This is a genomic window from Bradyrhizobium sp. HKCCYLRH3059 (genome assembly GCF_051168035.1).
Lineage (GTDB): Bacteria > Pseudomonadota > Alphaproteobacteria > Rhizobiales > Xanthobacteraceae > Bradyrhizobium.
Genome location: NZ_JBNPUF010000005.1, coordinates 89430 through 107116, shown reverse-complemented (window position 1 = coordinate 107116; position 17687 = coordinate 89430). Strand labels below are relative to the sequence as shown.

Sequence of the window (17687 nt, the reverse complement as noted above, 5' to 3'; positions counted from 1 at the left end):
CCAGGCGACGAATGCCCATTTGTCACCCTGCCGCTCCCGTGGGATGATCCCACGGGCTCAGCAAGGCTCACACCCAAGCGCTTCCGACATGCATTCCCAGGTCCAGTATCTGCCAATCACGCCGGCCTTCTTCGCCATCCTGGTGCTGGCGTTCGGCGTCCTGATCGTCCTGATCCAGCTCGGCATCCTGCGCTACGCCTACATGAAGCTCGGCGTCAGCTCGGGCACGGCGATGCTGCTGCTGTTCGGCTCGCTGGTCGGCAGCTATTTCAACATTCCGATCACCATGCTGCCCGGGCAGGTCGCGCGCTCCGGCGAGATCATCGACTTTTTCGGCATGCAATATGTCGTGCCGCTGGTGCATCAATGGCCCGGCACGCTGCTCGCTGTGAATGTCGGCGGCGCCGTGATCCCGACGATCATGTCGACCTATCTCATGCTGCGCTACCAGCTCTGGCTGCGCGCCGCGATCGCGGTGCTGGTGATCGCCGTGATCATCCACGCGATGGCGACGCCGGTGCAGGGCGTCGGCATCGCCGTGCCGGTGTTCGCGCCGGTTGTCGTGACCGCGATCCTGGCGTTCCTGCTGTCGCGCGAATATGCCGCGCCGCTGGCCTATATCGGCGGCTCGATGGGCACGCTGGTCGGCGCCGACCTGATGAACCTCGACAAGATCGGCAGCATCGGCGCGCCCGTGGCCTCGATCGGCGGTGCCGGGACGTTCGATGGCATTTTTCTCACCGGTATCCTGGCGGTGCTGCTGGCCGGCCTCGCCGCGCCCTCCCGGCCGGGCCTTGCGCGCTGAGCTTTCAACCGGGAGACATAGCGGCTAAAATCGAGCAGAGGCAGCAGTGGGCACGGAATGCGCGCGATCAATCTCATCGTGGGAACCCTGACGATCGCGGCCGTCGCGGCCGGGATCAGCGGCGTCCTGATCAAGCAGAAGCATCGCATCGCCGAGCAGCGCAGCATGATGCGCGTCGTGTTCGACGGCGGCTCGGCGGCGGGCCTGCGCAAGGGCGGGCCGGTGAATTTCGACGGCGTGCAGGCCGGGCAGATCCTGTCGATCAATCTGGAAAGCCCGCGCAAGATCGTTGCCATGATCACGCTCGACAAGTCCGCGCCGATCCGCAAGGACACCACCGCCGGCATCGAGTTCCAGGGCCTGACCGGCATCGCCGCGATCTCGCTGGTCGGCGGCGCGCCGACGGCGCCGCCGGTGCCGCTCGATCGCGACGGCGTGCCGGTGCTGACGGCCGATCTCAAGGACCAGGAGACGATGGTCGAGACGGTGCACAACATCGACAAATACGTCGTCAGCAATGCGCCGGCCATCAAGGAGGCGCTACAGAGCTTCGAGAGCGAGACCGCCTCGCTGCAGGCCAAGACCGCGGCGTTCGACTCCGCGATCGACAAGGCCGAGGACATCTTCAAAGGCTTCGACACGCTCGTGACCAAGATCGACGCCGCCATTCCCGGCTTCGCGGACGGCAATCCCGGACAGTTGTTCGATCAGATCAAGTCGATGCGCGAGCTGGTCGACGGCTTTAAGCGCAAATCCGCCAAGGTGATCGACGACAGCCGCAAGACGCTGGTCGACATCAGCGACGGCGCCAATGCGATGAGCGTCAAGTTCGGCGGCCAGCCGGCGGGTCCGGGTCCGCGCCGCGTGCCAGCGTCACGCTGAGGGGCGGGCGCCGCCCCTCGCGTTCGTTCAGTGGCTGATCATCCAGGGCCGCGCCGTCGGAAAGCCCTTGGCGCCACTCTTGGACTTGGTCATCAGCCGCGGCGATTTCTTAGGCCCGCAGCAGCCGCAGCCCGGCCCATGCTTGGCCTTGTACTCGGCCACCGTCTGCGGCGCGTGGCGGCTGCGCTCGTTGGTGGCATGCGCCGTGCGCCGCTCCGCCGGCATGCAGGCGAAGGCGGGCGCGGTGAGGATCACGCGCGGCGCCATGTCCTGGCATTGCGGACAGACCTGCGGCTCATCACATTCGGCCATCGGACGCATGTCCGTGAACGGACCGCATGCATCACAGAGATATTCATAGACCGGCATCGTCTCGTCTCCTGCGCAACAATCATCTCCATCTCACGCGGCGGATGCGGGGCGGCCGATACGCTGCCGTCCCGCACCCATCGCGCAGGGAGAAGAATTACTTGTCCGGCGAGATCGGCATCTGGATGTCGCCCTTGATGTGCTTGATCGGCCCCGCCGACGACGGCATCACGTCGAAATCGAAGATCTCGGTCGGCAGCCACAGGGTGGCGCAGGCGTTGGGCACGTCGACCACGCCGGAGATATGACCCTGCACCGGCGCGGTGCCGAGGATCGAATAGGCCTGGGCGCCGGAGTAGCCGAACTTCTTCAGGTACTCGATGGCGTTGAGACACGCCTGGCGATAGGCGATGTGGACGTCCAGATAGTGCTGCTTGCCGGCCTCGTCGACCGAGATGCCCTCGAAGATCAGGTAGTCGCGATAATTGGGCGTGATCGGCGACGGCTTGAAGATCGGGTTCTTGATGCCGTACTTCGCCACACCATCCTTGATGACGTCGACCTTGATGTGCAGCCAGCCCGCCATCTCGATGGCGCCGCAGAAGGTGATCTCGCCGTCACCCTGGCTGAAATGCAGGTCGCCCATCGAGAGGCCGCCGCCGGGCACATAGACCGGGAAGTAGATCTTCGAGCCGCGCGACAGGTCCTTGATGTCGCAATTGCCGCCATGCTCGCGCGGCGGCACGGTGCGGGCGCCCTCGGCGCCGATCTTGGCCTTGACGTCGCCCTTGGCCTGACCGGCATGCGCGGTCGGCGCGAACGGCGGGTTGGCAAGGCCGGGCACGCGGGTCGGGTTGGTCGCGATCAGCGCGGTCTCGCGCTCGTTCCAGGTCGCGAGCAGCTTCGGATCGGGCAGACAGCCGATCAGGCCGGGATGGATGAGGCCAGCGAAGTTCACGCCGGGCACGTGGCGCGACGAGGTATAGAGGCCCTTGATGTCCCAGATCGACTTCTGCGCCAGCGGGAAATGGTCGGTCAGGAAGCCGCCGCCGTTTTGCTTGGAGAAGAAGCCGTTGAAGCCCCACAGGCTCTCCTTCAGCGGACCGACGTCGAGCAGGTCGACGACCAGGAGATCGCCAGGCTCGGCGCCCTTGACGCCGATCGGGCCGGACAGGAAGTGCACGATCGACAGGTCGATGTCGCGCACGTCGTCGGCGGAGTCGTTGTTCTTGATGAAGCCGCCGGTCCAGTCATAGGTCTCGATGATGAAGTCGTCACCCGGATTGACCCACTCCACCATCGGAATGTCCGGGTGCCAGCGGTTGTGGACCTTGTCGTTCTCGTAGGCCGATTTGGTCAGATCGACCTTGATCAGTGTGTCAGGCATCAGAAGCTCCCCTTGTTACTTGCTTGCACGGAGTGGTTAGACGGACAGATATTTCGAGACCTGCGCAGCATCGACCTGGTCGCGCGGATCGTCGCGGACGATCTCGCCGTTCTCGATCACCAGCACGCGGTCGGCGATGTCGAGCGCAAAGCTCAGCACCTGCTCGGAGACGACGATCGACAGCCCCTTCTCGTCGCGGATGCGCTTCAGGGTGCGCGCCATCTCCTTGATGATCGACGGCTGGATGCCCTCGGTCGGCTCATCGAGCAGCAGCACCTTCGGCTTGGTGGCGAGCGCGCGCGCGATCGCGAGCTGCTGCTGCTGGCCGCCGGAGAGATTGCCGCCACGGCGGCCCTTCATCTCGAGCAGCACCGGGAACAGCTCGTAGATGTCGCCGGGCACCTCGGACTCGCCGGACACGACGAGCCCGGTCTCGATGTTCTCCTTCACCGTCATGGTCGAGAAGATCATGCGGCCCTGCGGCACGTAAGCGAGGCCCTTGGCGACACGCTCATAGCTCTTCAGGCTTGCGAGCTCGGCGCCGTCCATCGCGATCGAACCGCTCTTCGCCGGCAGGATGCCCATCAGCGACTTCATCAGCGTGGTCTTGCCCATGCCGTTGCGCCCCATGATCGCGACGATCTCGTTGGGCGCGACCTTGACGTTCAGGCCATGCAGCACCTCGCTCTGGCCATAGGCGACATGGAGATCGGAGATTGCGAGCATCGGATATCTTCCTATGCAAGAGGGAGTGAGACGGCCGATCGAGCGGCATTGGCACTAAGCTCCCTCCCCCCTTGTGGGGGAGGGTTGGGGAGGGGGGTGGCTCCGGGCGAGACTGCCCGTGTGGACCCCCACCCCCGCCCCCTCCCCGCAAGGGGGAGGGGAGCGCAGCGAGGGTGTGGATCGAGCGATTTCCCGAGCATCGGCTCAGTGCCCCAGATAGACTTCGACGACCTTGGGGTCGTTCTTGACCCGCTCCATCGTGCCCTCGGACAGGATCTGGCCCTGGTGCAGCACGGTGACCTTGTGAGCAATGTCCTCGACGAACTTCATGTCGTGCTCGATGACGAGCACGGAGCGGTCCTTGATGATGCGGTTGAGCAGTTCGGCCGTCTTGGCGCGCTCGCTGACGCTCATGCCGGCGACGGGCTCGTCGAGCATCAGAAGGTCCGGGTTCTGGATCAGCAGCATGCCGATCTCGAGCCACTGCTTCTGGCCGTGGCTGAGCACGGCCGCCGAGGTGTTGAGACGATCCTTGAGGAAGATCATCTCGGCGACCTCCTCGACGCGATCCTTGACTGCGGCGTCACGCTGGAAGGTCAGCGAGCCGAACACGGTGCGGCCGCGCGGAAACGAGATCTCGAGATTCTCGAACACGGTGAGATCCTCGAACACCGACGGCGTCTGGAACTTGCGGCCGACGCCGGCCTGGACGATCTCGTTCTCGCGCAGCCTGGTCAGCTCCTTGCCGCGAAACTGGATCGAGCCGGATGTCGCCTTGGTCTTGCCGCAGATCAGGTCGAGCACCGTGGTCTTGCCGGCCCCGTTCGGGCCGATGATGACGCGAATCTCGTTCTCCTCGACGTAGAAAGAGAGATCGTTGACCGCCTTGAAGCCGTCGAACGAGACGGTGAGCGCTTCGACCGCGAGCAGGAATTCCTTGGGCTGATGACCGATGAGCATCGCTGTCTCCTCACTCTGCGGGGGCGCCGTTGGCGACCAGGCCGCCATTGCCGGATTTCTTGGTGCGGGACGCCAGCAGGCGGTCGATGCGCGGCTGGACATAGTCGCCCCAGATGCCGGCCAGGCCGTTCGGGAAGGCGAGCACGACGGCGATGAAGAGGGCACCGAGACCGAACAGCCAGAGTTGCGGGAAAGTTTCCGACAGGCTGGTCTTGGCGAAGTTGACCAGGATCGTGCCGTAGACCGCGCCGAAGATCGAAAGCCGGCCGCCGACCGCGGTGTAGATCACCATCTCGATCGACGGCACGATGCCGACGAAGGACGGCGACATGAACCCGACTTCCAAGGTGAACAGCGCGCCGCCGACTGCGGCGAACACGGCGGCCGCGCAGAAAGCAAAGATCTTGAAATTGGCGACGCTGTAGCCGGAGAAGCGGACCCGGTCCTCCTGCTCACGCATAGCCACCAGGATGCGGCCGAGCTTGGTCAGGCGGATGAACTGGGCGACGAGGATCGCTGCGAACAGGAAGAACACCTCGACGAAGTAGAGGATGTACTTGGCGTGGTCGGTGCGGATGTCCCAGCCGTGCAGCGTGCGCAGGTCGGTGATGCCGTTGATGCCGCCGGTGTAGCCCTGCTGTCCCACGATCAGGATCGTCATGATCGCCGCGATCGCCTGGGTGATGATTGCGAAGTACACGCCGCCGACACGGCGCTTGAACATCGCAGCGCCGATGATGAAGGCGAAGATCGCCGGCACCAGGATGATCGCGGCGAGCGCGAACGGGAAGCTCTGGAACGGCTTCCAGAAGAACGGCAGCTGCGTCAGCTGGTTCCAGTCCATGAAGTCGGGAATGCCCGGCGTCGACTGGATCTTGGTGTTGGCGACGCTGGAGGCTTCCAGCTTGAGGAACATCGCCATGCAGTAGCCGCCAAGGCCGAAGAACACGCCCTGCCCGAGGCTGAGAATGCCGCCATAGCCCCAGCACAGCACCAGGCCGATCGCGACGAAGGAATACGTCAGATACTTCGCGACGAGGTTGAGGCGGAAGATGTCGAGTGCCAGCGGCAGGATGACGACGAGCAGCAGCAGCAGCGAAGCGAAGCCGATGAGCTCGGAGCGGTTGAAGAAGCGCGTGTTGATGATCATGATCGTGCCTTCTGATTCCCTATTCCCTGCGCGTTTCGGCTATTTGCGGACCTTCAGCGCAAACAGCCCCTGGGGGCGCAGCATCAGGATTGCGACGATCGCCAACAGCGTGAGCACCTTGGCCATCGAGCCGGACATGAAGAACTCCATGGTCGACTGCGCCTGGGAGATGGTGAAGGCCGATGCGATGGTCCCGAGCAGGCTGGCGGCGCCGCCGAACACGACGACCAGGAAGGTGTCGACGATGTAGAGCTGTCCGGCGGTCGGACCGGTCGAGCCGATCATGGTGAAGGCGGAGCCGGCGACCCCGGCGATGCCGCAGCCGAGGCCGAAGGTGTAGCGGTCGACTTTCTCGGTGTTGATGCCGACGGCGCCCGCCATGACGCGGTTCTGCACCACAGCGCGCACCTGCTTGCCCCAGCGCGACAGGAACAGCACGTAGGCCACGACGATCGTGATCAGGATGGTCAAGCACATCACGAACATGCCGTTGATTGGGATCTGGATGGCGTCGGTCGCCTGCCAAGAGCCCATCATCCAATCCGGCAGTTCGACGCCGACCTCGCGCGCGCCGAACACGGAACGATAGGCCTGCTGCAGGATCAGGCTGAGACCCCAGGTGGCGAGCAGCGTGTCGAGTGGCCGCTTGTAGAGACGGCGGATCATCGCCCACTCGACCAGCATGCCGAGGGATCCGGAGGCGATGAATGCGAAGATCATCGCGACGAAGAAGTAGCCGGGGAACAACGAGGGCAGGAAATGCTGGAAGGCGTTCGACGTCATCCAGGTGACGTAGGCGCCGAGGATCATGAACTCGCCATGCGCCATGTTGATGACGCCCATCTGGCCGAAGATGATGGCCAGCCCCAGCGCCATCAGCACATAGACCGAAAACAGGATGAGGCCCGCGAAGCCCTGCATCGCGAAGATGGCCCCGAGGTCGCCGATGGAATAGTCACCGAACATGATCCGTCCTCTCGTGATGCCCTGCTGGAAAATGGATCGGCGCCGGCACAGTGTGTCCGCAGCCAAGATCGTTCTCTCCCCCCTTGTGGGGGAGGGCTAGGGAGGGGGGCCTCCACGACGAGCTGCGGGTGGGGTACCCCCCTCCCCAGCCCTCCCCCACAAGGGGAGGGAGCGCACCTGTCGTGTGGCAAGGACGTCGCTTCATCGGCCTATGGCAACGAAGCGCGCCAGTCGGCTTACTGGTAGCCCTTCGGAAACGGATCGGGCTCGACCAAGTCGGCGGTCTCGTAGATCAGCTCATACTGACCATCTGCCTTGGCGCGGCCGACGCGGGTCTTGGACCAGAGATGGTGGTTCTCGTGGATCCGAACATAGCCTTCCGGCGCGCCCTTGAACTCGATGCCAGGCGAGGCGGCGGCGACCTTGTCGATGTCGAAGCTGCCGGCCTTTTCCACCGTCAGCTTCCACAGCCACGGACCGAGGTAAGCAGCTTGCGTCACGTCGCCGATGACGGTCTTCTCGCCCCACATCTTCTTGAATTCGGCGACGAAGGCCTTGTTGTTCGGATTTTCGAGCGACTGGAAGTACTTCATGCAGGCGTAGGCGCCGGTGATGTTCTCGCCGCCGATGCCGTCGATTTCGTCCTCGGTCACGGAGATGGTGAGCAGCGTCTGCTTCGACATGTCGATGCCGGCCGCCTTGAGCTGCTTGTAGAACGCGACGTTGGAGCCGCCGACGATGATCGCGTAGATCACGTCCGGCTTGGTCAGCTTGATCTTGTTGATGACCGAATTGAACTGGGTGTGGCCGAGCGGGAAGTATTCCTCGCCGACGACCTTGCAGCCCTGCAGATGGCCCTCGATGTGCTTGCGCGCGATCTTGTTCGAGGTGCGCGGCCAGATGTAGTCGGAGCCGAGCAGATAGAAGGTCTTCGCGCCCTTGGTCTTGTTGACCCAGTCGAGGCCGGCGATGATCTGCTGGGTGGCTTCCTGGCCGGTGTAGATGACGTTCTTGGACTGCTCGAGGCCTTCGTAGAAGGTCGGGTAGTACAGCATGCCGTTGTACTGCTCGAACACCGGCAGCACCGCCTTGCGCGAGGCCGAGGTCCAGCAGCCCATCACGGCGGCGCATTTGTCGTTGACCAGCAGCTTCTTCGCCTTCTCGGCGAAGGTCGGCCAGTCGGACGCGCCGTCTTCCTGGATGTACTTGATCTTGCGGCCGAGCACGCCGCCGGCAGCGTTGATCTGCTCGATCGCGAGCTTCTCGGCCTGCACCGAGCCGGTCTCGGAGATCGCCATGGTGCCGGTGACCGAATGCAGAATGCCGACGGTGACTTCGCTATCCGTGACTGCAAGGCCGGTGGTGTTGACAGCGGAGGTTGCGGGGCCGGCGCCGAACGACGGCCGCGGCATCATGGCCAGCGCCGGGATCGCGGCCATTCCCATCAGCAACTGCCGCCGAAGCGGCGACTTGAGGCCCTTTTTCGTTTCGTCTGACATGAGCACCCCATTCATTTGGTTCGAGGACACGCGTTGGGTCAGACGAAGGATGGCGCGGTTTGTGCAACGCACGGATACGCAAGATTGCGTATACTGCACCGCAAAAGCGCGACGTAGGCTCTGCGTAGGTCTTGCGAGGGGCAGGACGAGCATGCGGACAAGCGCTCGCGGGTGAGGAGTTCGAGAGTGGCAGGGCGGCAGCGGATCGACCGCGTCAGGCGCCAGTACAACCAGTGGGTCGCCAACCAGACGTTGGAGGACTATGCGCTCCGTTTCACGGCCAAGAGCGCTCGGCGCTGGTCGGCCGCCCGTGTCGCCAACACCGCGCTGGGCGCGATCTCGTTCCTCGCACTCGAGGCCATCGGCGGCACCATCACGCTGAACTATGGTGTCACCAACGCCACCGCCGCGATCCTGGTCGCGAGCGTGATCATCTTCTGCTGCGGCCTGCCGATCGCCTATCATGCGGCCAAATGCGGCATCGACATCGACCTGCTGACGCGCGGCGCCGGCTTCGGCTATATCGGCTCGACCGTCACCTCGCTGATCTACGCGTCGTTCACCTTCATCTTCTTCGCCATCGAGGCGGTCATCCTGGCTTCGGCGCTGGAGATGTGCTTCGGCATTCCCCGGCCGATCGGCTATCTCATCAGCGCCGTCGTCATCATCCCGCTCGTCACCTATGGCATCACCCTGATCAGTCGCTTCCAGCTGTGGACGCAACCGCTGTGGGTCGTGCTGCACATCCTGCCCTTTGCCGCAATCGCCTATGCCAGCCCGCACTCCTTTGTCGAATGGCAGCAATTTCCCGGCGAGCACGGCGATCCCATGGGCCATCTCGATCTGGCGCTGTTCGGGACCGCGGCAGCGGTCGTGTTCTCGCTGGTCGCCCAGATCGGCGAGCAGGTCGACTTCCTGCGCTTCCTGCCGCGCGACAGCCGCACATCGAAGCGCTCGTGGTGGATCGCGCTGCTGTCGGCTGGCCCCGGCTGGATCGTGCTCGGGGCACTGAAGCTGCTGGCAGGCTCGTTCCTCGCCTTCTTCGCGCTGAGCCACGGAGTCTCCGCCGACCACGCAGCCGAACCCGCGCACATGTATCTGGAGGCGTTCCGCTATGTCTTGGCCCGGCCGGATCTGGCGCTTGCGTTGACCGGCACCTTCGTGATCGTCTCCCAGATCAAGATCAACGTCACCAATGCCTATGCCGGCTCGATCGCTTGGTCGAACTTCTTCTCGCGTCTGACGCACAGCCATCCGGGGCGCGTCGTGTGGCTGGTGTTCAACGTCGTCGTCGCGCTGCTGCTGATGGAGATCGGCGTCTACAAGGCGCTGGAGCAGACGCTGGCGCTGTACTCCAACATCGCGATCTCCTGGGTCGGCGCGCTGGTCGCCGACCTCGTGATCAACAAGCCGCTGGGCCTGCGCCCGCCGCAGATGGAGTTCAAGCGCGCCCATCTCTACGACATCAACCCGGTCGGTGTCGGCGCGATGACGATCGCGACGATCGTCTCGATCAGCGCCTTCTATGGCCTGTTCGGGCCGACCGGAAAGGCGCTGTCGACCTTCGTCGCGCTCGGCGTCGCGCTCGTCACCGCGCCTGCGATCGCCTATCTGACCGACGGCAAATACTATCTGGCACGCAAGCCAAAGCGGAGCTGGCAGAACATCGAGCGGATCCAATGCTGCATCTGTGAGCATCAGTTCGAGCCGGAGGACACCGCCTCTTGCCCGGCCTATGCGGGTCCGATCTGCTCGCTGTGCTGCTCGCTCGACGCCCGCTGCCACGACCTGTGCAAGCCGCACGCGCGGGCACAGGCGCAGGTCGCAGCGGCGCTCAGCGGCATGCTGCCAGAGTCGTTGCTGGCCAAGATCAACTCGCAGCTCGGTCATTATGTCGGTGTATTTCTGACATCGGCCGGGCTCGTCGCACTGACGCTCGGCATGATCTATCTGGAGACCTCGGCGGCGCTCCCGGGCTTCAAGGGCATCATCTCCGACGTGCTGTGGAAGGTGTTCTTCGCCCTATCCATCATCATCGGCGTGGTGACCTGGCTGTTCGTGCTGGCGCAGCAGAGCCGCCGCGCCGCCGAGGCCGAGACGCGCCGGCAGACGCAGCTGTTGATTCAGGAGATCGAGGCGCACAAGCGCACTGACGCCGAGCTGCAACGCGCCAAGGAGGTGGCGGAGTCGGCCAATCTCGCCAAGAGCCGCTATGTCGTCGGCCTCAGCCATGAGCTGCGCTCGCCGCTGAACGCGATCTCCGGCTATGCGCAACTGCTCGAGCAGGACACGAGCCTCGCACCGAAGCCGCGGGACCAGGTCCGCGTCGTCCGCCGCAGCGCCGATCATCTGTCCGGCCTGATCGACGGCATTCTCGATATTTCCAAGATCGAGGCCGGGCGACTTTATCTGTCGCGCGACGAGGTCCGCCTGAGCGAATTCCTCGATCAGCTCGTGGGCATGTTCCGATTGCAAGCTGCGGCGAAGGGCGTCGACTTCGTGTTCAAGCGGCCTGCCGTACTGCCGCTGGTCGTCTATGCCGACGAGAAGCGGCTGCGCCAGATCCTGATCAACCTGCTGTCGAATGCCATCAAATTCACTGGGGAAGGCAGCGTCCGGTTCGTCGTGCATTATCGGAGCCCGGTGGCCGAATTCGAGGTGATCGACACCGGTCCGGGCATCCAGCCTGACGATCTGGAGCGCATCTTCGCGCCCTTCGAGCGCGGCGCGCTCGGGGTTGCGCAGCCGCAGACAGGTACGGGGCTCGGCCTGACGATCAGCCGTCTGCTCGCCGGCGTCATGGGCGGCGACATCAAGGTCGTGAGCAAAGTCGGCGCGGGCAGCACATTCAAGGTCAAGATCCTGCTGTCGGAGGTCACCAACCCGACACGGCATCCCCCGGTGAAGGCGCCGGTGGCCGGCTATCTCGGGCCGCGCAGGACGATTCTGATCACCGACGATGATCCTGTGCATCGCGACCTCCTGCGCGAGGTGCTGACGCCGCTCGGCTTCATCCTGCTGAGCGCGCCCGACGGTCCCGCCTGCCTCGCGCTCGCACAACACTGCCAGCCGGATCTGTTCGTTCTGGACATCTCGATGCCCGGCATGGACGGCTGGACAGTGGCCGAGACCTTGCGCAACAGCGGTCATCATCAGGCCCGGATCCTGATGACATCTGCGAGCGCGCTCGAGGCGCACGGCCGGCCGTTGGCGCAACCATTTCACGACAGCTACCTGATGAAGCCGATCGACATCCCAAGGCTGCTGGAGGCGATACGTCAATTGCTGAAGCTCGAATGGAGCTACCAGACCGATATCCCTGTGGCTCCGCCACGCTGGCGGCCGGACACCGGATCCCGACCCCCGCTCAACTATGTCGAGGAGTTGATGAGCCTCGGCCAGATCGGCTACATCAGGGCCATTCAGCTCAAGCTCGACGAGATCCGCAAGGCGCATCCGGAGCATGCCGACTTCGTCGCCCATATGCGCACGCTCGTTGACCGCTTCGATCTCGATCAGTACATGGCAACTCTGAAGACCTTGCATGCCTATGAGCACTGACAGCAGGAAGCGTGACGTCGCGCTGGTGGTCGACGACTCGCCAGAAACGCTTCGGCTGCTCACCGACGCGCTGGATAGCGCCGGCATGACCGTGATGGTGGCGCTCGACGGCGCGGCCGCGATGCGCATCGTCGACCAGATCACGCCGGACATCATCCTGCTCGACGCGGTCATGCCGGGCATGGACGGCTTCGAAACGTGCCGCAAGCTGAAGCGCGAGGCCGGCCTCTCCAACGTCCCCGTGATCTTCATGACCGGGCTCGCCGATACCGAGCATATCGTGAAAGGACTGGAGGCCGGCGGCGTCGATTACGTCACCAAGCCCATCGCGGTCTCGGAAATGCTGGCGCGCATCCGCGTGCATCTCGCGAACGCCCGGATGACGCAGAGCGCGCGCGCCGCGCTCGACGTCTCCGGCCGCTTCCTGCTTGCCGTCAACCGCGAGGGACGGCTGATGTGGGCAACGCCGCAGGCGCAGAAGCTGCTGTCGGACAGTCTTGGCACCGCCGACGACCTCGTGCTGCCGGAGGCGCTGCGACTCTGGCTGGATCAGGCGCAGAACGGCAAGGGCGGTGCGAAGGCCGCCGCTTCGATCCCGGATCATCCCGAACTGCGCCTCTACTACATGGGCGGAGCCGGGCCCAACGAGTTCCTGCTGCGGCTCGCCAAGGAGTCCTCCGGTGAGCTGCCCAAGGAGTTCTCCAGCGAGTTCGGTCTCACCACGCGCGAGGGCGAGGTGCTGTCATGGCTCTCCAAGGGCAAGACCAACCGCGACATCGCGCAGATTCTGGGACTGAGTCCGCGCACGGTCGACAAGCACCTCGAGCAGATCTACGCCAAGCTCGGCGTCGAGAACCGCACCGCCGCCGCGGCGGTCGCGACGGGGGTGACGCGGCGGGAGGGATGAGGCGGGCCGACCAGCGTGCCCCAACCATCACTGCCGTCCCGCGCAAGCCCTGCGGCGCGAAGCGCCGGCGGGCGCCGACCCGGGACCGATACCGCGTGATGCTGCTTGAGGCGGGACGAAAGTTGACGTTGTGCCCACCACACCTGCCGGTGGCTATGGATCCCCGCTTTCGCGGGGACGACGCCGTCTTTGGAGCGGTACGCCGGCCGTCAAAAGCTCACCCATACACGAACGCCGGATCATCCAGATCGATTGCCGGGATCTGGTCCTTCTCGCTCCAATAGTCCTGGCTGTGCTGCCACTCCGGCTTATCGCCGCGCTTGGGCAGCAGGTGCATGTTGCGCATCATGTAGCCGGGGTTGAAGTTCTCCGGGTCGATCCATGGCAGCAGCGGCATGTTGTGATCCTCCGGGCGCAGCGCTGGCACGACCTTGCTCACGCCTTTTTCCTTCATGTGCGCGAGCAGGCGGCACACGAAATCCGCGACGAGGTCCGTGCGCAACGTCCAACTGGCGCGGAAATAGCCGAACACCCAGGCCAGGTTCGGCACGCCGGTGAACATCATGCCGCGATAGGTCACGGTGTCGGCGAAGTCGAGCGGCTTGCCGTCGATCGAGAATGCGATGTCGCCGAGCACGCAAAGATCGAAGCCGGTCGCGGTGACGATGATGTCGGCCTTGAGCTCGTCGCCGGACTTCAGCTTGATGCCGTCTTCCGTGAACCGCTCGATCTCGTCGGTCACGACCGAAGCCTTTCCGCTCTTGATGCCCTCGAACAGGTCGGCGTCCGGTACGAAGGCGATGCGCTGCCGCCACGGACGGTAGCTCGGCGTGAAGTGCTTGGCGGTGTAGTCGGGTCCGAGGATGGCGCTGATCTGGCCGATCAGCTCCTTCTTCACCTGGTCGGGCTCGGTCAGGCAGCGCTTGGTGAACCAATCCTGTTCGAACAGGATCTTGCGCCTGACGATCTCATGGATCCATTCCTCCTTCACCTGCAGTCTCCGCAGCTCCTCGGCCAGCTCGATCGCATTGCGGCCGATGCGGAAGTAGGTCGGCGAGCGCTGCAGCATGGTCACGTGTGCGCATTGGCCCGCGATCGATGGCAGGATGGTCGCGGCGGTCGCACCGGAGCCGATGACCACGACCTGCTTGCCCGTGAGATCGAGATCCTCGGGCCAGACCTGCGGATGCACGATGCGGCCCTTGAACTCCGCCATGTCCGGCCACTCCGGCGTGTAGCCCTTCGAGTGGCGGTAGTAGCCCTGGCACATCCAGAGGAAATTCGTTGTAAAGGTGGCGGGCTGCTGATCCCTGCCCTTCACCGCCTGCACCGTCCAGAGACCGGTCGCGCTCGACCAGCTCGCCGACACGATGCGGTGGCCATAGCGAATGTGCCGGCCGAGATCGTTCTCCTCGATCACGTCGCCCATGTATTTGAGGATCTCTTCCGCGGTCGCGATCGGCGGCCCGACCCATGGCTTGAAGCTGTAGCCGAACGTATGCAGGTCGCTGTCGGAGCGGATGCCGGGATAGCGGTGCGTCCGCCAGGTGCCGCCGAAGCTGTCCTGGCTCTCCAGGATCACGAAACGCTTTTCGGGCATCTGCCTGCTCAGCTGATAGGCGCTGCCGATGCCGGAGATGCCGGCGCCGACGATCAGCACGTCGAAATGTTCGGTCGCGTGCGAGGACGCGGCCTCCCGGATGGGCGCGATGACGTTCATGTGAGTCCCTGGGCTTTGGTCTTGATGGTGTTTCCTCGCGTGACAGGCTGAACCCGATCACGACGATGGTCAACCCGCGACGGCGAGCCGCAACCCAGCCCTGAACGATCTCAATTTCCGCTGAGCGGTATGCCCCATTGCCGCGCGGTCTGTGCGACCCAATCGCGATAGAGCGTCAGCGGCGTGACGCCGGTCATGCCGCCGCAGCCGGCGCCGAGATTCGGTCCGGTCGACCATGAGATGACGCCGATCAGCACCTGACCCTGCGGCTGCGTCTCGAACGCAGGGCCGCCGGAGTCGCCGGTGCATCCGCCCAGTCCGGACCGCGCGCCTTGCGTCGCCGGATCGACCAGCCGGATCTGCAACGTGCCTGGCTTGCCCGTCGCAACCAACGCAGCCCCACGCACCACGCCGCCGCTCTTGCCGTCGCCGGGAATCGCGACGCCGATCCCTGCGACCGTGAACGCGTTGCCGGCGGCAAGCGGCGGCTGCGGCACGCCGAGCGCCACCGGCACGCGCGCCTCCGCGGGCGCCTCCAATTCCAGCAGCGCGACATCGGCGGTGGCGCGATGCGCCAGGATGGCCTGCACGCTGAAGCTCGGATGCACCGCCACCCGCCGGACCGTCTTGAGAACCGGCTTGCGGTCACGATCGTATTCCACGATGCGGTAATCGAGCCCCGGCGGCACGCAATGCCCGGCGGTCAGCACCAGCTTCGGAGCAATCAGCGCGCCGCTGCAAAAATTGCCGCGCGAGCCGACGATCGTGACCACGGAGCGGCCGATGCCGTCATTCAGCGCCGGCGCGTTGCCGACGATGGCGAGGATTGGCGATGGCGCCAGCAGGACGGCGGCTGCAATGATTGCGTGAGACGGCTTCATCGCGGCAGCAATAGCGGCTGCCGCCGAGGTCGCCAAGTGCGGCGTCCCGTGCTAGCGATCATCCAGGGATCGAGGGAGGACGGGACTGACATGGTCGAGGCGGTGATCTTTGATTTCGGTGGCGTGATGACGACATCGCCGTTCGAGGCATTCGCGCGGTTCGAGAAGGAGCGCGGCTATCCCGTCGACATCATCCGCAACACCAATGCCGCCAACCATCTCGAGAACGCCTGGGCGAAATTCGAGCGCGCCGAAATCGACCTCGAGACGTTTGATAGGTTGTTTGCCGAGGAGTCGCTGGCACTCGGTGGCGCAGCGGTCAGCGGGCGCGAGGTGCTGCCGCTGCTCGCCGGCGATCTCCGGCCCGACATGGTCGAGGCGCTCCGACGCATCAAGGCGGAATGCAAGACCGGCTGCATCACCAACAATCTCCCGGCGAACGCAACCGGCAGCCAGGGCGGCCGCTCGTTGTACGTCGCGGAGGTGATGGTGCTGTTCGATCACGTGATCGAATCGGCCAAGATCGGGCTGCGCAAGCCCGATCCCCGGATCTACCAGATGATGACCGAGACGCTCGGAGTCAGCCCCGCGGACTGCGTCTACCTCGACGATCTCGGCATCAACCTGAAGCCGGCGCGCGAGATGGGCATGACCACGATCAAGGTCGTCAGCGCATCGCAGGCGATCGCGGAGCTGGAAGCGGCGACGGGATTGAGCCTGCGCTGATCGTCATTGCGCGGCGAACTTGCGCCGAAGCAATCCGGAGGCTTCGTGGGATTCTTGATTGCGTCGCTGCGCTCGCAACGACGCTGATCTCAATAGTTCGTCTGTTTGGCCCGCTCCGGAAAAGCCGCCGCCAGTGCTGCGCCGTCGGCCCGCAGCACGCCACGCTCGGTGATCAGCCCGCTCACCAGCCGGGCCGGGGTGACGTCGAAGCCGTAGTTCGCGACTGGCGATCCCGGCGGCACGATGCGCACGGTCTCGATGCGGCCGTCGGCGGTGCGGCCGGTCATCTCGGTCACTTCCTGCGCACTGCGCTGTTCGATCGGGATCTGCCGTCCCTCGGCAACGGCAAAGTCGATCGTGGGCGACGGCAGCGCGACATAGAACGGCACACCATTGTCATGCGCGGCCAGCGCCTTTAGATAGGTGCCGATCTTGTTGCAGACGTCGCCATTGGCGGCGACGCGGTCGGTGCCGACGATGGCGAGATCGACCATCCCATGCTGCATGAGATGGCCGCCGGTGTTGTCCGGGATGACGGTATGCGCCACGCCGTGATGCCCGAGTTCCCAGGCAGTCAGCGAGGCGCCCTGATTGCGCGGCCGGGTCTCGTCGACCCAGACATGGATCGGAATGTCGCGATCGTGCGCGAGATAGATCGGCGCGGTCGCCGTGCCCCAATCAACGGTCGCAAGCCAGCCGGCATTGCAGTGGGTCAGCACGTTCACGACTTCGCCCGGCTTCTTGCGCGCCGCGGCCGCCTCGATCAGCGCGAAGCCGTGCGCGGCGATGCCCTGGTTGATCGTGACGTCCTCGCCGGCAATGTCGACGGCGCGGGAATAGGCCGCATCGCGACGCTCCGACGGCGCCAGCCGGCGCAGCATGGTGCTCATCGTGTCGAGCGCCCATTTCAGGTTGATCGCCGTCGGCCGCGTCGCGATCAGCATCTGGTAGGCGCGGTCGATGCCGGGATCGGAGCGGTCGTCGCGCATCGCCAGCGCCATGCCGAACGCGGCGGTAGCGCCGATGAGCGGCGCACCGCGGACCAGCATGCCGCGGATCGCGTCAGCGGCCTCCTCGCATGTCGTGATCTTCGCCACCACGAACTCGTGCGGCAATCGGCGCTGATCGATCGCGCAGACCGACCAGCCGTCGGAGTCGAGCCAGATGCTGCGATAGTGCCGGCCGTCCACCTTCATGTTCGATCCCCC

At 64.8% G+C, this 17687-nt stretch carries 15 protein-coding genes; 5 read left to right on the top strand and 10 right to left on the bottom strand.

The window, feature by feature from the left end:
• The first annotated feature begins 88 nt into the window (after positions 1-88).
• Together ACQR13_RS16990 and ACQR13_RS16985 are read left to right on the top strand one after the other, a co-directional pair.
• Positions 89-805 (top strand): DUF1614 domain-containing protein, encoded by a 717-nt coding sequence (locus ACQR13_RS16990; RefSeq protein ID WP_434863006.1) that lies wholly within the window; start codon positions 89-91, stop codon positions 803-805.
• A gap of 57 nt (positions 806-862) precedes the next feature.
• Positions 863-1687, top strand: coding sequence for an MlaD family protein (locus ACQR13_RS16985; RefSeq protein WP_434863005.1), 825 nt, complete (start codon positions 863-865; stop codon positions 1685-1687).
• 27 nt (positions 1688-1714) lie between these two features.
• Here the strand turns inward: ACQR13_RS16985 and ACQR13_RS16980 are convergent, their stop codons facing one another.
• From ACQR13_RS16980 to urtA, 7 genes are all read right to left on the bottom strand, one after another.
• The gene (locus tag ACQR13_RS16980; protein WP_284423096.1) at positions 1715-2056 is read right to left on the bottom strand and encodes an FmdB family zinc ribbon protein; all 342 of its coding nucleotides are present in this window, start codon (positions 2054-2056) and stop codon (positions 1715-1717) included.
• Between the two features lie 97 nt (positions 2057-2153).
• Positions 2154-3383, bottom strand: coding sequence for a formamidase (fmdA, locus tag ACQR13_RS16975; protein ID WP_316226994.1), 1230 nt, complete (start codon positions 3381-3383; stop codon positions 2154-2156).
• Between the two features lie 36 nt (positions 3384-3419).
• Positions 3420-4109: an urea ABC transporter ATP-binding subunit UrtE gene (gene urtE / locus ACQR13_RS16970; protein WP_315717048.1), complete on the bottom strand. Its 690-nt coding sequence runs from the start codon at positions 4107-4109 to the stop codon at positions 3420-3422.
• A 204-nt stretch (positions 4110-4313) separates the two neighbouring features.
• Positions 4314-5069 (bottom strand): urea ABC transporter ATP-binding protein UrtD, encoded by a 756-nt coding sequence (gene urtD / locus ACQR13_RS16965; RefSeq protein ID WP_315717047.1) that lies wholly within the window; start codon positions 5067-5069, stop codon positions 4314-4316.
• 10 nt (positions 5070-5079) lie between these two features.
• Positions 5080-6219, bottom strand: a complete 1140-nt coding sequence (gene urtC / locus ACQR13_RS16960) for an urea ABC transporter permease subunit UrtC (protein ID WP_316226996.1) — start codon at positions 6217-6219, stop codon at positions 5080-5082.
• Between the two features lie 39 nt (positions 6220-6258).
• The gene (gene urtB / locus ACQR13_RS16955) at positions 6259-7185 is read right to left on the bottom strand and encodes an urea ABC transporter permease subunit UrtB (protein ID WP_315717045.1); all 927 of its coding nucleotides are present in this window, start codon (positions 7183-7185) and stop codon (positions 6259-6261) included.
• A gap of 236 nt (positions 7186-7421) precedes the next feature.
• Entirely contained in the window at positions 7422-8684 is a 1263-nt protein-coding gene (gene urtA / locus ACQR13_RS16950; RefSeq protein WP_434863004.1) for an urea ABC transporter substrate-binding protein, read from the bottom strand.
• Positions 8685-8870: 186 nt separating this feature from the next.
• On the opposite strand from urtA, the gene ACQR13_RS16945 reads away from it, so the two are divergent.
• The gene (locus tag ACQR13_RS16945; protein ID WP_434863003.1) at positions 8871-12245 is read left to right on the top strand and encodes a hybrid sensor histidine kinase/response regulator; all 3375 of its coding nucleotides are present in this window, start codon (positions 8871-8873) and stop codon (positions 12243-12245) included.
• Complete coding sequence (locus ACQR13_RS16940; RefSeq protein ID WP_315750850.1) at positions 12235-13152, top strand: response regulator transcription factor; 918 nt, start codon at positions 12235-12237, stop codon at positions 13150-13152. Before ACQR13_RS16945 ends, ACQR13_RS16940 begins: the two co-directional genes overlap by 11 nt.
• Positions 13153-13369: 217 nt before the next feature.
• Here the strand turns inward: ACQR13_RS16940 and ACQR13_RS16935 are convergent, their stop codons facing one another.
• Together ACQR13_RS16935 and ACQR13_RS16930 are read right to left on the bottom strand one after the other, a co-directional pair.
• Positions 13370-14872: a flavin-containing monooxygenase gene (locus ACQR13_RS16935; protein WP_434863002.1), complete on the bottom strand. Its 1503-nt coding sequence runs from the start codon at positions 14870-14872 to the stop codon at positions 13370-13372.
• 110 nt (positions 14873-14982) lie between these two features.
• The gene (locus ACQR13_RS16930) at positions 14983-15753 is read right to left on the bottom strand and encodes a S1 family peptidase (RefSeq protein ID WP_410051871.1); all 771 of its coding nucleotides are present in this window, start codon (positions 15751-15753) and stop codon (positions 14983-14985) included.
• Between the two features lie 90 nt (positions 15754-15843).
• Here ACQR13_RS16930 and ACQR13_RS16925 point away from each other — a divergent pair, with 90 nt between their 5' ends.
• Positions 15844-16479 (top strand): HAD-IA family hydrolase, encoded by a 636-nt coding sequence (locus ACQR13_RS16925; RefSeq protein WP_315750818.1) that lies wholly within the window; start codon positions 15844-15846, stop codon positions 16477-16479.
• Between the two features lie 89 nt (positions 16480-16568).
• Here the strand turns inward: ACQR13_RS16925 and mtnA are convergent, their stop codons facing one another.
• On the bottom strand, positions 16569-17675 hold the full coding sequence (gene mtnA, locus ACQR13_RS16920) for an S-methyl-5-thioribose-1-phosphate isomerase (RefSeq protein ID WP_315750817.1): 1107 nt from the start codon (positions 17673-17675) through the stop codon (positions 16569-16571).
• Between the last annotated feature and the right edge of the window lie 12 nt (positions 17676-17687).

Coding starts and splice junctions, on each gene's coding strand:
- ACQR13_RS16940 (WP_315750850.1), top strand. CDS start 12,235: ATGAGCACTGACAGCAGGAAGCGTGACGTCGCGCTGGTGGTCGACGAC.
- urtA (WP_434863004.1), bottom strand. CDS start 8,684: ATGTCAGACGAAACGAAAAAGGGCCTCAAGTCGCCGCTTCGGCGGCAG.
- fmdA (WP_316226994.1), bottom strand. CDS start 3,383: ATGCCTGACACACTGATCAAGGTCGATCTGACCAAATCGGCCTACGAG.
- urtD (WP_315717047.1), bottom strand. CDS start 5,069: ATGCTCATCGGTCATCAGCCCAAGGAATTCCTGCTCGCGGTCGAAGCG.
- urtC (WP_316226996.1), bottom strand. CDS start 6,219: ATGATCATCAACACGCGCTTCTTCAACCGCTCCGAGCTCATCGGCTTC.
- urtB (WP_315717045.1), bottom strand. CDS start 7,185: ATGTTCGGTGACTATTCCATCGGCGACCTCGGGGCCATCTTCGCGATG.
- urtE (WP_315717048.1), bottom strand. CDS start 4,109: ATGCTCGCAATCTCCGATCTCCATGTCGCCTATGGCCAGAGCGAGGTG.
- ACQR13_RS16985 (WP_434863005.1), top strand. CDS start 863: ATGCGCGCGATCAATCTCATCGTGGGAACCCTGACGATCGCGGCCGTC.
- ACQR13_RS16930 (WP_410051871.1), bottom strand. CDS start 15,753: ATGAAGCCGTCTCACGCAATCATTGCAGCCGCCGTCCTGCTGGCGCCA.
- ACQR13_RS16980 (WP_284423096.1), bottom strand. CDS start 2,056: ATGCCGGTCTATGAATATCTCTGTGATGCATGCGGTCCGTTCACGGAC.
- ACQR13_RS16935 (WP_434863002.1), bottom strand. CDS start 14,872: ATGAACGTCATCGCGCCCATCCGGGAGGCCGCGTCCTCGCACGCGACC.
- ACQR13_RS16925 (WP_315750818.1), top strand. CDS start 15,844: ATGGTCGAGGCGGTGATCTTTGATTTCGGTGGCGTGATGACGACATCG.
- mtnA (WP_315750817.1), bottom strand. CDS start 17,675: ATGAAGGTGGACGGCCGGCACTATCGCAGCATCTGGCTCGACTCCGAC.
- ACQR13_RS16990 (WP_434863006.1), top strand. CDS start 89: ATGCATTCCCAGGTCCAGTATCTGCCAATCACGCCGGCCTTCTTCGCC.